Here is a 13,452-nt window from a genome sequence, read left to right as displayed (position 1 = left end):
ACAAGTCTATACATGCATGTGCAAGCATTGACATGTTCGTACACCGATCGTACGCTCGGCTCTGGCGGAACACCGCCCCGTGATCACAAAGAAGTGGGACGAAATGGCAAAGTACATTCTCGGCATCGACGAGGGCACGACGAGTGCCCGCGCGTTCATCATCGATGAGGACTGCAACGTCGTGGGCTTCGCCCAGGCGGAGCTCACGCAGCTCTACCCTCGACCCGGCCTCATCGAGCACAACCCTCGCGAGATCCTCAACACCCAGCTCGAGGTGATTCGTGCCGCTCTGCGCGACGCGAACCTCGAGCCGAGCGACCTCAGCGCGGTCGGCATGACCAACCAGCGCGAGACCGGAGTGGTGTGGGACAAAGAGACGGGCGCGCCGATCTACAACGCCATCGTGTGGGCGTCCAGGCACTCGGTGGAAGTCGTCGAAGGCTGGGTCGAGCAGGGCATCGGCCCGCTCATCCAGGAGCGCACGGGCCTGATCCCGGATGCGTACTACACGGCCTCCAAGATCCGCTGGATCCTCGACCAGGTGCCGGGCGCCCAGGCCAGAGCTGAGGCGGGCGAGCTGCTCGCCGGAACGATCGACACGTGGCTCATCTGGAACCTGACGGGCCGCAAGGCCTTCGTGACCGATACCTCCAACGCCTCCCGCACCATGATGATGAACCTCGAGACGCTCCAGTGGGATGAAGAGCTGCTCGGTCACTACGGGATCCCTCGCAAGATGCTCGCCGACATCGTGCCGAGCGGCGAGATCGTCGGCGACCTCAGCGCGACGTTCGGGGCCCCAGTGCCGATCGGCGGCAACCTGGGCGACCAGCAGGCTGGCCTCTTCGGGCAGGCCGCCTTCAGGAAGGGGCTGAGCAAGATGACGTACGGCACCGCTGGCGTGCTGAACATCAACTCCGGTGACAAGCCGCAGCGCATCGAAGGGCTCACCCCGAGCGTGGCCTGGACTGTCGAGGGCAAGACCTCGTACGAGATCGAGGGCGTGCTCTTCGCCATGGGCAAGACCATGCAGTGGCTGCGCGACGACCTGCAGCTCATCCACGCCGCCCCCGACAGCGAGTGGTACGCCGGTCAGGTGGCCAGCACCGAAGGGGTCTACCTGATTCCCGCCTTCACCGGTCTTGCGGCACCGACATGGGACCCCCACGCTCGCGCGGCCATCATCGGCATGAGCAACGCGACCACCCGACTGCACATCATCCGCGCCGCCGTGGAATCGATGGTGTTCCAGACCCGCGACGTCGTCGAGGCCGCAACGCAGAGTGGCGAGATCTCCATCTCTGAGCTGCGCGTCGACGGCGGCGCCGTCAAGAACAACCTGCTCTGCCAGTTGCAGGCCGATGTGCTCGGCATTCCCGTCGTGCGCCCCAAGATCGCGGAGGCCACCATCTTCGGCGCCATGCTGCTCGGCGGAATGTCGGCGGGTATCTTCGCCGACCTCGAGGAGGTCGAGAGCAAGTGGAAGGTCGACCGGGTCTTCGAGCCGCAGCGCTCGCGGGATGAGGCCGACTCGATGTACGCCGGCTGGCGCGCTGCTCGGGAGCTCACCATGGGGTGGGCCAAGAAGGTGGCGTAGCGACTCCCTTTCCGCGAGATCGGAGGTGCCCTCTGGAACATCCAGAGGGTACCTTTGTGCTTGATCGGAGAGGTTTTGGCGACGATTACACGGCTTCGGACCATCCAAGTCCCAGGCGGTCCCGCATAGTCTGCTGGTTGGCAGTGTTGGGCACGTGCGCCGATCAGGCGCAGTGGTGGTCATTTGGGCAAGTTTTCACGGTTCTCGAGGAGACGCCGTGCTGCAGAAGAATGCAGGGAGTTCCAGCCCGCACCCCACCCTGGGCGGCGCTGAACCCTCGCCCTCTTCGAGCGTTCGCGCGCCATCACAACCGTCACTGAAAGCGTTCCACCGTTGCCTGCATCGAATACCGGCCCTCGCGCCGGGGAAGAACTGCCCCCGAAGCTCCAGCGAGCCCTGCAGCGCACCCCCTCTTCGTCGACGTCGCCCGTCAGCCTGGTGTCCTGGCGTCGCTACCGTGTCGGCGCGCCCGTCGGCACGGTCCTCACCTCCACGTCCAACGGTCCGCTCGATCTTCAGTTCGACGCCACAACCGACTCCAGCGTCGGTGTTCAGCAGCGGGCGACGATCACCGCGCTGAAGGGGGTCGGGAGGCATCTTGCTGTGCCGCCGGCTCGGGGGAGCAGGGCGACGCGGTTGAGTATCGCCTTCAGCCGAGCGGTGCAGGGTGTCTCGTTCTCCCTGCTGAAGATCCCGGGCGTCGATGACGAGGATGCGCGGATCGTCGTCACCTCCTCCGGTCTGACCTTCGAGCGCGAACGCGGCCTCGGGGGTGATGGCTCGGAAGCCGATCCGTTCCGCAACCTGGCGTCGCGCCAGCGCAGTCTCCGCCTCTCCTGGAGAGGGCCCGTGTCGAGGCTCGTGGTGCAGCTCATCCACGGCCAGCAGGACGATGATGCCCGTGTACTCCTCCGGCTGAGCGACCTCGTGCTGCTCGACGCCGTGGCCTCGAGCTCGGACCCAGACCCGGAAGCGGAATCGGGGCCCAGGCCGACGGCGTGGGGAAAGAGCGAGGACTGAACTCCTCGTCGAGTTCGGTCCCTCCGTCACTCGTTCGCGGAGGGACCGAATCTCCAGGGGTGGTTCGAATCAGGTCCCGCTGCAGAGGATGAGCGTCGAGCTGACCGCGCCGCTCGGCTTCGCGGTGGACCCGGCGGTGAAGCCGGTCGGGAGCGTCGCGGTGGCGTTGAGCGTGAACGCGACGGAGATCGACAGCGTGGTGCGCAGCTCGAGCGTCGCGTTCGCGGGCAGCGCTGACGTGAGCGTGATCCGGCGCGTGTTTCCGCTGAGGACGTTCACGTTGGCGGTGGCGCCCGTGACGGAGAAGACGCCGATGTTGGCGATACCCGAGCCGACGATGTCGATCTGGGTGCCGATCGGCAGGGGCTGCGCACCCGCCGTGACCACGAACCCGGGGCCGATGAGGGCGAGGACTCCGCAGTCGCCGACCACGCGGAAGTTGCCGACGTTGACGAGCTGGGACGAGGAAGCGAAGGGTGCGGCGGTCGCCAGCGCGATGACGGGAACCGACCACGCGGCACCCTTCACGAGGTTGCGGCGATCGATGGTCTTCGGTGTTTTGGGGGAAGATTCGGTCATGGGGGGAGACCTCTCGCGAGTGACGACGTTGTTCGAGCAAGTGCTCCCCGCTATTGAATGAAGAATCGCTTTTGCGCACGGAATGAGCGCTTATCCCGTCGCGTTCTGCCGGATAGACGGCGCGAATCGTTCAGCCTGCCCGGGTCGAGGGCGAGAGAATGCAGAATGCAGTGAGAAGTGCTAGGCGCTCTGGGGCGAAGCGGATACTGCGTTGAATTGATACCGCTTCAGAACGCGGTGCATGACCTGCGATGAGGAGAATCCGGAGAGCTCCGCGAGCTGGGTGACCGGCACCTGCGCGTAGCGCTCGTCGTTGAGCAGCTGGTGCGCCAGCTCGGCTCGAGCGCGTCGCAGCGCGGAGGCCGGAGCGTCCCCGTGCGTGTGGAACTCCCTCTGGAGCTGCCGCAGAGAGACACTCAGATCCCGCGCGATGGTCGACGGCGAGACGTCGGGGTCCGCGCGTCGCACGATCATGAGCTCCAGCGCGCGGGGGTAGAGGCCCTGGGTGCCGACCTGCACGTCGGCGTGGAAGCCCTCGCTGCTCAGCAGGAGCGCACCCGACTGCTCGTGGAGCAGCTGCTGGAGGAAGTAGGAGGACAGGACCGTCGGATCCTCGTCCAGCCGCGCGAGCACCTCGAGGAACGAGGTCACAGGGCGTGCGAGCGCCGTATCGGAGCGCAACACGCCGCTGTGGTTCGAGACCCGCACGCCGAGGTCGGCCGCGACCTGGGCGGGAACCGACGCGAGGATCACGGCGGAGGCTTCCTCGAATCTCATCGAGGACTGCGCTCCCGGCCCCAGGAAGAAGCCCCCGCTGGCCGTGATCGTGTGCGACGCACCCGTGGGGTCGATGGTGAGTCGTCCTTGGCGGACCAGCCCGAGGACGATGCGCTGTCGCGCTGACTCGTTCTCGATCCGCACCGGTCCCGTGCGGACCTCGGCCCGGAACACGCAGCCGTTCTCGAAGACCACGCCGGCGGCGGACAGGTGCCAGTTGCGGTCGTCGCTCGAGAATCGACCGACCCCCGTCTCCACATCCGCGCTCGCCGAGACCCCATCCACGACGGAACGTTGAGAGCTCAGGACCAGCGAGGATCGGTGAGCGCCGGGGGGAGCGGCCATGCAACAAGTGTTCTGAATCCAGAGGTTTATTGCAAGATAGGTCGCCTTCGGTGGCGTGTCGCGGGCTTCATAATGAGACTTTTTTGTGGGTGATTGCAGCTTTCAGAGGATGCAATTCAATTCACCTAATTCCCCGGGTCGATTGTCGGAGAATTCCCCAAGCTTGGTGAATGGCGTTCACTTAGTCGTGGATGCGGAAGACGACCTTGACGCCTTTCGCGACGAGATCCATCCCTGCCCGCCAGTCCTCCAGGGCGAGCTCGCGCCCGATCACGGCTTCCGTGTCGATGCGCCCCTGGCCCATGAGCCGAAGTGCCGTGCGGTAGCTTGACGGGCGCTTCCCTCGTGATCCCTTGAGGGTCAGCTCTCGGTTCACGACGGCGCCGATGTCGAAGTCCGGATTGCGCGTGTAGAACGCCACCATGATGAGCTCACCGCCCTTCGCGAGCAGCTCGAGTGCGCTCTCTGCAACCTCCGGGCTGCCGGAGCATTCGAACACGGCGGCCGCGCCGAGTCCGCCCGTGAGCGACCTCACGAGCTCGACGACCGATTCGCGCTCGCTGTCCACGACGTACGGGATCCCCATCTCCAGTGCGCGGTCGAGCGTCTCCCGATGTCGGCTGCGCCCCACGAGGATGGGCGTCGCACCCACGGCGAGGGCGACAAGTGCTGTCAGCTGCCCGACCGCCCCAGGCCCGGTCACGACGACGACCTCGCCGGCGAGTGGTGCGGAGCGCTCGACGACGGCGTGCACGGACACGGCGAGGGGCTCTGTCAGCGCGGCCGCTCGGAGGCCCACCCCCGGTGGCAGTGCGTGCACGGCGCGTTCGGGCATCGCGATGCGGTCCGCCAGTGCGCCGTCGGTCGTCGTGCCGATGCCCGTGCGCCTCGAGCAGCGGTTGTACTGCTCGGACCTGCAGTAGGTGCACTGCATGCAGAGCACGGCATCCGTCTCGAAGGTGACCGGAGTGCCGATCTGCAGGTCGGCACGCACGACCCCGTCGCCGAGGGCGGCGATGGTGCCGGATGCTTCATGGCCCAGGATGCGCGGGGTGTGCTGGTCGCCGACGCTGTCGATCGCGTGCCGGTCGGTGCCGCAGACGGCGCCGAAGGCCACGTCGATGAGCACGGCATCGTCGGCGATGCTCGGCTCCTTCACGTCGCGCAGTTCGACAGCCCCGGCTGCTGGCGAGAACTTGAGGAGAGCTTTCATGCTCCGATCCTGGCAAGGACCGGCGGAAAGTACAAGCATGTACAAGACTGTGCATGGCTAGACAAGTTCGGTCAGGTGTATTACTGTCACGAGCGATAGGCCAGCACTGGCACCTCAACGGAGAGGAACACCCCCAATGACCTCGTACCTTCTCGGCATCGACGCGGGAACATCCGTCATCAAGGCCGCCGTCTTCGACGAACGCGGCACGGAGCTCAGCAGAGGCGCCGCGAATGTGCCCATCTCGAACCCCAAGTCCTACGAGGCCGAGGAAGACATGGAGACCGTCTGGATCGCCGCCACCACGGCCATCCGCGACGCCATCACCGGCAGCGCGGTGCGGCCCCGCGAGATCATCGCGATCTCCGTCACCGGCCAAGGCGACGGCAGCTGGCTCATCGACAAGAACGGCAAGCCGGCCGGTCCTGCCATCCTCTGGACGGACGGCCGCACGGGCAGCATCATCGACGAGTGGTACACCGACGGCACCGTCACGAAGCAGTTCGACATCAGCGGCACCGGCCCATACGCCGGCACCGCCTCCGCCATCCTCCGCTGGCGCCGCGACAACCAGCGCGAGCTCCTCGAAGGCGCCACGCAGCTGTGGTGCAAGGACTGGATCGAGTACCGCCTCACCGGCGACATCTCCACCGATGCCTCCGACGCCAGCCTCTCCGGCATCGACGCACGCACCCGCCAATGGTCAGACGAGGTCCTGCGCACGTGGGGCATCGAAGACATCAAGCACGTCCTGCCCAAGATCAAGTCCTCCACCGACCTCGCTGGCGAGATCACCGAGGAGGCTGCTGGCGTCACCGGACTCATCGCGGGTACCCCCGTCTACAAGGGCCAGATGGACATCACCGCGTCCTCGCTCGGCGTCGGCGTCGCCCGCCCAGGCGACTGCATGGCCGTGATCGGCACCGCCGGCATCGTCACCGTCGCGACCGACACGCTCGAGCACGGCTTCGAGCCCGCAGACTCCGGCTGGGTCATCCCGCACAGCCCCGACACGTGGATTCGCGCCATGGGCATGAACTTCTGCACGCCCAACCTCGACTGGTTCCTCGCCGAGCTCGGCGCCGCCTTCTCGCTCGAAGCCCGCGGCAAGAACATCGACATCTTCGACTACCTCGACGAGGTCGTCACCGAGACCCCCGTCGGAGCCGAGGGCGTGCTGTACCACGGCTACCTCGCGCCGGGCGGCGAACGCGCGCCCTTCGTGAAGCCCAGCGCCCGCGGCTCCTTCAATGGCATCACTGGCTCCCACACGCGCCGCCACATGCTGCGCGCCGTCTACGAGGGTGTCGCCTACGGCATCCGTGACTGCCTCGACTCCATCCCGACCGAGGTCAAGACCGTGCGCATGGCCGGGGGCGGTGCGAACAGCGCCGTCTGGTGCCAGATCTTCGCGGACGTGCTCGGTCGGACGATCATCGTCCCGGCGGGCACCGAGTTCGGCGCCAAGGGCGCCGCCATCGTCGCGGGCGTCGGAGCCGGCGTCTTCGCGTCCTACGCCCAGGGCGCCGACGCGACCGTCAACATCGTCCGCACGTACGAGCCCAACCGCGACAACACGAAGATCTACGACCGCTTCTTCCCCGTCTACCGCAGCATCCGCACCGCGATGCTGCCCATCTGGGACGAGCTGCAGGCGGCGACCAGGGCCGACGAGCAGTGAGAGCCGACGTCCCAGACGCGTACCTCTTCGACCTCGATGGCACGATCTACCTCGGCGGTGGTCTGCTCCCCGGGGCCCGAGACACCGTCATCGAGCTCCGGGAGGCGGGAGCCACGGTGCTGTTCTGCAGCAACAACCCCACCAAGACGCCGGGCGACTACGCAGAGAAGCTCACCGCCCTCGGCATCCCCACCGACGAGCGCGACGTGTACACGAGCCTCGTGGCCACCGTCGAATGGATCACCCGTCACCGGCCGGGCGCGACGGTGTTCCCCATCGGCGAGCAGTCGCTCCTCGGCGCGCTCATCGCTGCGGGCATCACCGTGAGCGAGGACCCGGAGGCGATCGACCTCGTGGTCGCCTCCTACGATCGCCACTTCGACTACCGAAAGCTGCAGATCGCGTTCGACGCCATCTGGATGCACAAGCGCGCGGAGCTCGTGGCCACCAACCCCGACCGGTACTGCCCGTTCCCGGGCGGCAGAGGGGAGCCGGACGCGGCCTGCGTGACGGCGGCCATCGAGGCCGGCACGGGCACCCGCTGCGTCGCGGTCTTCGGGAAGCCGAGCGTCGACTTCTTCGACGTCATCGCGGGCGCTCGTGGGCTCGACCCGCAGCGCACCGTGATGGTCGGCGACCGACTCGCGACCGACATGGCGTTCGGCAGGGCCTGGGGTGCCGGCACGGCGCTCGTGCTCACCGGCGAGGCGCAGCCCGGCGATGCCGAGCTCGCGCCGGGAGCCGAACGGCCGCACGTGGTGCTGTCCGGCATCGACCAACTCGTGGACCTGCACCGCTCAGGTGCCTGGAGCAGGCTCGAACGCGACCTGACCACAACCGAACGGGAGGCCGCCGCATGACGGCAGCGCTGCAGGCATACGCATTCGAGGCCTCCGGCGGCAAGCTCCGGGTGCTGCGCTACGAAGCGGATGTGCGCCTCGCGGTCGGTCGCGTGCTGCGAGACCTCGGCGTGCCCGACGGTGCCGACGTCGCGCTGCTCGCGGACAGCGCGCAGAAGCTCACCTCGACGGGCGAGCTCGGGGAGGAGGTCACGGCCGCGCTCGCCGCGGGGGGATACCTCGTGCGCCGCCCGGCCCTGGAGATCGGCGGGCACGGGCTGGTCCTCGACGAGGCGACCGTCGCGAGCGCAGCGTCCGCAGTCGATGGAGCGCGGGCGGTGGTCACCGTCGGCTCCGGCACCGTCACCGATCTCGGCAAGGCGGTCGCCCCGGCTGGGGTGCTGCTCGTCGCGGTGCAGAGCGCGCCCTCCGTCAACGGCTTCGCCGACTCGCTCAGCGTGCTCGTGCGCGGCGGGGCGAAGTCCACGACGCCCACGAGGTGGCCGGACGCGCTCCTCATCGACGCGGATGCCCTCGACCGTTCACCGGCCCGCCTCGTGGCCGCCGGTGTCGGCGACGCGGTTGCCATCGGCTGCTCCGGCGCCGACTGGCTACTCGCGTCCGCCCTGCAGGGCACGCAGGCAGACGCGGCGGCGCTCGTGCCGATCCGTGACGCCGTCGCTCGCCTCGCCGCTGGGGCGCACGCCCCCGGCGCCATGCCCGCGCTGGTCGACGCGCTCACCGTCGGCGGCCTCATCATCGGAGCACTCGGCACGACCGCGCCGCTCTCGGGCAACGAGCATCTCCTCAGCCACATCCTCGACATGTCCGCCATGGCACAGGACCAGCCGCACGACCTGCACGGCGCGCAGGTCGGGGTCGCGACGGTGCTCAGCGCGGCGCTGTGGGATGTCGCGCTGAGCGAGGGGCTCGTGCGCCTCGCACCCGGCTCCGCGTATCCCGACGACCTCGAGGAGCGGGTGAGCGAGGTCTGGTCGCGGGTCGATGCGAGCGGCCGCCTGGGCGCCACGTGCGCCGCCAACGTCGAGCGCAAGCGCGCGCTCTGGCAGGGCGGCGACGGGCTCGCACCAGGCGTGCTCGCCGAGGTGCGGGCGCAGCTCGTCACGCCGGAGGCGGTCGTCGGCACGCTGCGCGCATGGGGTGCGCCGACTCGCCTCCGCGAGCTGACGCCGCCCGTCGACGCCGAGACGGCGAGGTGGGCGCTGTCCGCGCTGCCGTTCATGCGCGATCGGCTGACGCTGGCAGACCTCCTCGTCGTCGGCGGAGCCTGGACCGACGAGTTCCTGGACAAGGTCATCGCCAGGGCAGACGCGGCTGGCGGCGGGCTGTAGAGACTCCGCGCCGACTTTCTCGAGGGAAAGGGCCACGCGGCGCGTAGGGACGAAGGGCCGGACATTCCACGGTGTCCGGCCCTTCTTCGCGCCCGGGTGGCACATCCCGGGCATCAGCCTGCCGCTCGGGTGAGGTCCAGGGTGAGCTCGATCAACGCTGACCAACATCGGTGCACGAACACGGCGTCGGGCGCAGCGGAGGCTCGGCAGGCACGATTCGTGCACTCATGTTGGTCAGAAGATCGCTGGGTGCTGGCGAGGGGGAGGGGCGCTGAGCGTCGAAGGCGGCGGGGCGGGTCGACAGGACCCGTCGCCCACGAGGGTGCGCGCACAGCAGGAGGGGCGGACACCGCGTGGTGTCCGCCCCTCCTGTTCGGCCGGTTCCCTGGCGGGGTGTGGCCTCGCCCGGGGAAGGAGCCCCGGGCTAGATGAGGAGACCCAGCGGCTTCTCGATGAGCTCGCGGAGCCTGGCCAGCCATCTAGCGGCGATGATGCCGTCGACGGGCCTGTGGTCGACGGACAGCGTCACGGTGACGACGGTGCCGACTCCGAGCGTGTCGTCGTCGAGCACAACCGGCACCTTGCGCGCCGCGCCCACGGCGAGGATCGCGGAGTGCGGCGGATTGATGATGGCCGAGAACGCGTCGACGCCGAACATGCCGAGGTTGGTCACCGAGATGGCGCCGCCTTGCAGCTCGCTCTGCTGGAGCCGGCCCTCGTTGGCGCGCGCCACCGCGTCCTTCACCTTCGCCGCGAGGGCCCCGATGCTGAGCGCCCCGGCGTTCGCGATGACGGGCGTCACGAGGCCGCGCTCGCTGGCCACCGCGACCGCCACATCCTGGGTCGCGAAGGACACCACGGCGTCCGGCGTCCAGATCACGTTGAGCTCGGGCACGTCCCGGAGTGCGAGGGCGGCGGCCTTCACGAAGAGGTCGTTGACGGAGATTCGGACCTCGCTCGCCTCGTTGAGCTGTGTGCGCAGGGCAAGCAGCTCGTCGACGCGCAGCGTCGCCTCGAGGTAGAAGTGCGGGGCGTCGCGCTTCGAGGTCTGGAGGCGGTTCGCGATGAGCCTGCGCAGCTTGCTGTGCGGCGTCGCCTCCCCTCCCTCCGGGAGGTCGACGTCGGCAGCCGGGGTGGGTGCCGGCTGTGCGGCAGCGGGCTGGAGTGCGGGAGCGGCTGCGGCCGGGGTGGCGGCGGACGCGCGTGCCCGCTCGACGTCGTCGCGCACGATCCGCCCGTTCGGCCCCGTGCCGTCGAGGTCCTCGATCGACAGCCCGTACTCCTTCGCGAGGCGACGAGCGAGGGGGCTCGCGAAGATGCGACCGCCCTTCGGCCCCGGGTCGCACGACCTGCCGGTCGAGCCGGTGGCGCACGACGCGTCGGCGGTTGAGCCCGTGGAGGCATCGTCCTGCGCCGCCTCGGCCGACACCGGCTCCGGGTTCACGGGGGCGGCCTCGTCTTCGGCGACGGACGCAGACGCTGCGGTTGCAGCCGGCGCGCTCGGCACGACCTCGGCGCTGGCCGGGGTTCCGCTGAGCTGGGCGGCGAGCTCGGCGGCTGCCGAGGGGTCTTCGCCGACGGCGAGCACGATCGCGATGGGGTCCCCGACGGGAACCATGTCGCCGACCTCGGCGAGGAGCGTGTGCACGACGCCGTCGAGCTCTGCGACGATGTCGACGACCGCCTTCTCCGTCTCCACGGCGGCGACGGCTTCGCCCTTCTTGACCGAGGCGCCGGCTGCGACGAGCCAGTTCTCGAGTGCGGCCTCATCGGAGTCGGCGGAGACTCCGGGCATCCTGAGGAATGTTGCCATGTCAGGTTCTCTCTCTCGCTCAGAAGGCTTTGAGGGCCGCGACGATGTCGGCCGTCGTGGCGTTCGCGGCCTCTTCGAGCGCCTTGGAAATGCTCGGGGATGCCTCGCCGCCGTGGACTCGCGCGACGGGGGCGTCGAGCCAGTCGAAGAGGCGCTGCTGGATGGCGTCTGCGAGCCAAGCGCCGTAGGAGGTGCCCTGCGCGCCCTGCTCGACGATGACGACGCGGTTCGTCTTCTTGATGGAGGCCTCGAGCGTGTCCCAGTCGATGCTGGCGCGGTCGAGCCAGCGGAGGTCGATGACCTCGCCGTCGACGCCGGACTCCTCGACGGCGTCCAGTGCGCGCTTCACCATCGAGAGGTACGAGATGACCGTCACGCCGGAACCCTCGCGCCGCACAGCGGCCTTGCCGAGGGGGAGCTCGTAGTCGAGATCCTTCGGCGCGAGGCCCTCCGTCTTGTACAGGTCGGCGTCGTGCTCGAGCACGGCGACCGGGTCCTTCGTGCGCATGGCCGTGTTCAGGAGGCCGACGTAGTCGACGGCCGTGGATGGGGCGATGATGCGCCAGCCGACGGAAGTGGCGAGGATGCCCGCCGGGTCCATGGAGTGCTGCGAGCCGTATCCGGTCGACGTGCCGATCTTGATTCGCAGGATGAGCGGCATGTCGTGCTCGCCGCCGAACATGTGGCGGGCCTTGCCGATCTGGTTGAAGAGCTGGTCTGCGGCCACCCAGAGGAAGTCGGCGTACATGAGCTCGATGACGGGGTAGTAGCGGCCGTCGAGCGCGATGCCCCCGCCGAGGCCAGTGAACGCGGCCTCGCTGATCGGGGTGCCGAGCACGCGGCCCGGGTACTTCTCCGCGAGCCCCTTCGTGGCGCCGCGGGAACCGCCGCTGAGCTTGTGCACGTCCTCGCCGAGCACGATGACGCTGTCGTCCGTCTCCATGCGGCGATCCATGACGGCCGCGACGACGTCGACGAACTTGCGCTTCTCGAGCTCGTCATCGGCGAAGTCGCCCCACTCCTTGACGTCGCCCGTGAACTCCGGGGCCTCGCCGCGGATGCCGATGTCGATGAAGTCCGTCGACGGCCACAGGCTCTGCTTGATCTGCAGCTTGCCCGGGCGCCCGGAGGCGTCGGGTTCGACGATGCGCGAGCCCACCTCGGTCATGACCTCCTTGATGCGGCCGGCCAGGCTGTCGAGCTGTTCACGCGTCGCGATGCCCCGCCGCTCGAGGTGCGCCTCGACGAGCGCGATGGGGTCGCGGTCGCGCCAGCCCTGCTCCTCGTCTTTCGAGCGGTAGCCGAACGCGCTGCCCGGGAATGGGCCGTTCTGGTGGAAGTACCGGTAGGTGTCCGCTTCGATGATCGCGGGGCCCTCGCCTGCTCGCATGTGCTCGAGGGCCTGCTGCGTGGCGAGGTAGACGGCGAGCGTGTCCTGTCCGTCGACGCGCCAGCTGCGGATGCCGAACCCCTGGCCGCGGCCGGAGAGTCTGGATTCGCCTGTCGCTTCCTCGACGGTCGTCGAGACCGCGTACTGGTTGTTCTCGATGAAGAAGAGCGTCGGCAGCTTCCAGGCGGCGGCGAGGTTGAACGCCTCCAGCACTGAGCCGATGTTCGCCGCGCCGTCGCCGAAGTACGTGACAGCGGCCGCGTCGGTTCCGGCGTGCTTGTCGGCCCACGCGAAGCCGGTCGCGAAGGGCACCGCGCCGCCGACGATGGCGTTCGTGCCCATAGCGCCGGCTTCCTTCCACTGCAGGTGCATGGAGCCACCGCGGCCCTTGCAGTAGCCGTCCTTGAGGCCGGCGATCTCCGCGAGGCTGCGGTAGAGCACGTCGACCACTTCGGGGCTCAGCTCGTCGTCGACGGAGAAGCCCGTCGGCTGCACGTACCCGAAGACCTTGGCGAGGAACTGGTGGTGGCCTCGGTGCGAGCCGTTGACCTGGTCGGCGGGGGTGAGGGGGACGCAGGAGCCGACGGCGCCGCCTTCCTGGCCGATCGAGGAGTGGGCGGGGCCGTTGATGAGCTTCTGGCCGGCGAGGTTGAGGACTTCCTCCTCGAAGGCCCGCACGAGGTGCAGCTGCACCGCGAAGTTCTGCAGGAGCTCCGGGGCTGCGTCGTCCCAGTCCTCCTGGGTGGTCTCCAGCTGGACCCAACTCACGTTCGGCTTGAGGTTCTTGATGGTAGACATCGAGTGTGTGATCCTCCGCTCGTGAGCTCCCTGGTGAGGAGCTCATCT

At 68.6% G+C, this 13,452-nt stretch carries 10 protein-coding genes; 5 read left to right on the top strand and 5 right to left on the bottom strand.

Annotated elements, in window-relative coordinates:
* The first annotated feature begins 103 nt into the window (after positions 1-103).
* Positions 104-1,597, top strand: coding sequence for a glycerol kinase GlpK (locus tag C5E05_RS09955; protein WP_104243095.1), 1,494 nt, complete (start codon positions 104-106; stop codon positions 1,595-1,597).
* A gap of 333 nt (positions 1,598-1,930) precedes the next feature.
* Positions 1,931-2,617, top strand: a complete 687-nt coding sequence (locus C5E05_RS09950) for a hypothetical protein (RefSeq protein ID WP_146081085.1) — start codon at positions 1,931-1,933, stop codon at positions 2,615-2,617.
* 69 nt (positions 2,618-2,686) lie between these two features.
* On the opposite strand, the gene C5E05_RS09945 is transcribed toward C5E05_RS09950, so the two are convergent.
* The 3 genes from C5E05_RS09945 to C5E05_RS09935 all read right to left on the bottom strand — a co-directional run bounded on the left by C5E05_RS09945 (position 2,687) and on the right by C5E05_RS09935 (position 5,531).
* Complete coding sequence (locus C5E05_RS09945; RefSeq protein ID WP_104341832.1) at positions 2,687-3,196, bottom strand: hypothetical protein; 510 nt, start codon at positions 3,194-3,196, stop codon at positions 2,687-2,689.
* A gap of 180 nt (positions 3,197-3,376) precedes the next feature.
* Complete coding sequence (locus C5E05_RS09940) at positions 3,377-4,318, bottom strand: helix-turn-helix domain-containing protein (RefSeq protein WP_104341831.1); 942 nt, start codon at positions 4,316-4,318, stop codon at positions 3,377-3,379.
* A 181-nt stretch (positions 4,319-4,499) separates the two neighbouring features.
* Positions 4,500-5,531 carry a zinc-binding dehydrogenase gene (locus C5E05_RS09935; RefSeq protein ID WP_181059504.1) on the bottom strand — a complete coding sequence of 344 codons (1,032 nt, stop codon included), beginning with the start codon at positions 5,529-5,531 and terminating at the stop codon, positions 4,500-4,502.
* Positions 5,532-5,667: 136 nt separating this feature from the next.
* On the opposite strand from C5E05_RS09935, the gene C5E05_RS09930 reads away from it, so the two are divergent.
* Genes C5E05_RS09930 through C5E05_RS09920 form a run of 3 tightly spaced genes read left to right on the top strand, consistent with a single transcriptional unit; the run spans position 5,668 to position 9,403 of the window.
* Positions 5,668-7,212: an FGGY-family carbohydrate kinase gene (locus C5E05_RS09930; protein WP_104341829.1), complete on the top strand. Its 1,545-nt coding sequence runs from the start codon at positions 5,668-5,670 to the stop codon at positions 7,210-7,212.
* The gene (locus C5E05_RS09925; RefSeq protein ID WP_104341828.1) at positions 7,209-8,072 is read left to right on the top strand and encodes an HAD-IIA family hydrolase; all 864 of its coding nucleotides are present in this window, start codon (positions 7,209-7,211) and stop codon (positions 8,070-8,072) included. Before C5E05_RS09930 ends, C5E05_RS09925 begins: the two co-directional genes overlap by 4 nt.
* On the top strand, positions 8,069-9,403 hold the full coding sequence (locus tag C5E05_RS09920) for an iron-containing alcohol dehydrogenase (protein WP_104341827.1): 1,335 nt from the start codon (positions 8,069-8,071) through the stop codon (positions 9,401-9,403). The genes C5E05_RS09925 and C5E05_RS09920 overlap by 4 nt, the downstream gene beginning before the upstream one ends.
* A 424-nt stretch (positions 9,404-9,827) precedes the next feature.
* On the opposite strand, the gene C5E05_RS09915 is transcribed toward C5E05_RS09920, so the two are convergent.
* Together C5E05_RS09915 and C5E05_RS09910 are read right to left on the bottom strand one after the other, a co-directional pair.
* A complete protein-coding gene (locus C5E05_RS09915; protein ID WP_104341826.1) occupies positions 9,828-11,216 on the bottom strand; it encodes a dihydrolipoamide acetyltransferase family protein in 1,389 nt (462 codons plus the stop codon).
* 19 nt (positions 11,217-11,235) lie between these two features.
* Positions 11,236-13,404 carry a thiamine pyrophosphate-dependent enzyme gene (locus C5E05_RS09910; RefSeq protein ID WP_104306024.1) on the bottom strand — a complete coding sequence of 723 codons (2,169 nt, stop codon included), beginning with the start codon at positions 13,402-13,404 and terminating at the stop codon, positions 11,236-11,238.
* Positions 13,405-13,452 lie beyond the last annotated feature (48 nt).

The organism is Pseudoclavibacter sp. AY1H1 (assembly GCF_002931055.1).
GTDB lineage: Bacteria > Actinomycetota > Actinomycetes > Actinomycetales > Microbacteriaceae > Pseudoclavibacter.
This window is presented reverse-complemented; position numbering and strand designations above follow the sequence as displayed.

What these genes read in the sequence shown, in the direction of transcription:
- C5E05_RS09955 (WP_104243095.1), top strand. Translation starts at nt 104, where the DNA reads ATGGCAAAGTACATTCTCGGCATCGACGAGGGCACGACGAGTGCCCGC.
- C5E05_RS09940 (WP_104341831.1), bottom strand. Translation starts at nt 4,318, where the DNA reads ATGGCCGCTCCCCCCGGCGCTCACCGATCCTCGCTGGTCCTGAGCTCT.
- C5E05_RS09920 (WP_104341827.1), top strand. Translation starts at nt 8,069, where the DNA reads ATGACGGCAGCGCTGCAGGCATACGCATTCGAGGCCTCCGGCGGCAAG.
- C5E05_RS09930 (WP_104341829.1), top strand. Translation starts at nt 5,668, where the DNA reads ATGACCTCGTACCTTCTCGGCATCGACGCGGGAACATCCGTCATCAAG.
- C5E05_RS09915 (WP_104341826.1), bottom strand. Translation starts at nt 11,216, where the DNA reads ATGGCAACATTCCTCAGGATGCCCGGAGTCTCCGCCGACTCCGATGAG.
- C5E05_RS09935 (WP_181059504.1), bottom strand. Translation starts at nt 5,531, where the DNA reads ATGAAAGCTCTCCTCAAGTTCTCGCCAGCAGCCGGGGCTGTCGAACTG.
- C5E05_RS09945 (WP_104341832.1), bottom strand. Translation starts at nt 3,196, where the DNA reads ATGACCGAATCTTCCCCCAAAACACCGAAGACCATCGATCGCCGCAAC.
- C5E05_RS09910 (WP_104306024.1), bottom strand. Translation starts at nt 13,404, where the DNA reads ATGTCTACCATCAAGAACCTCAAGCCGAACGTGAGTTGGGTCCAGCTG.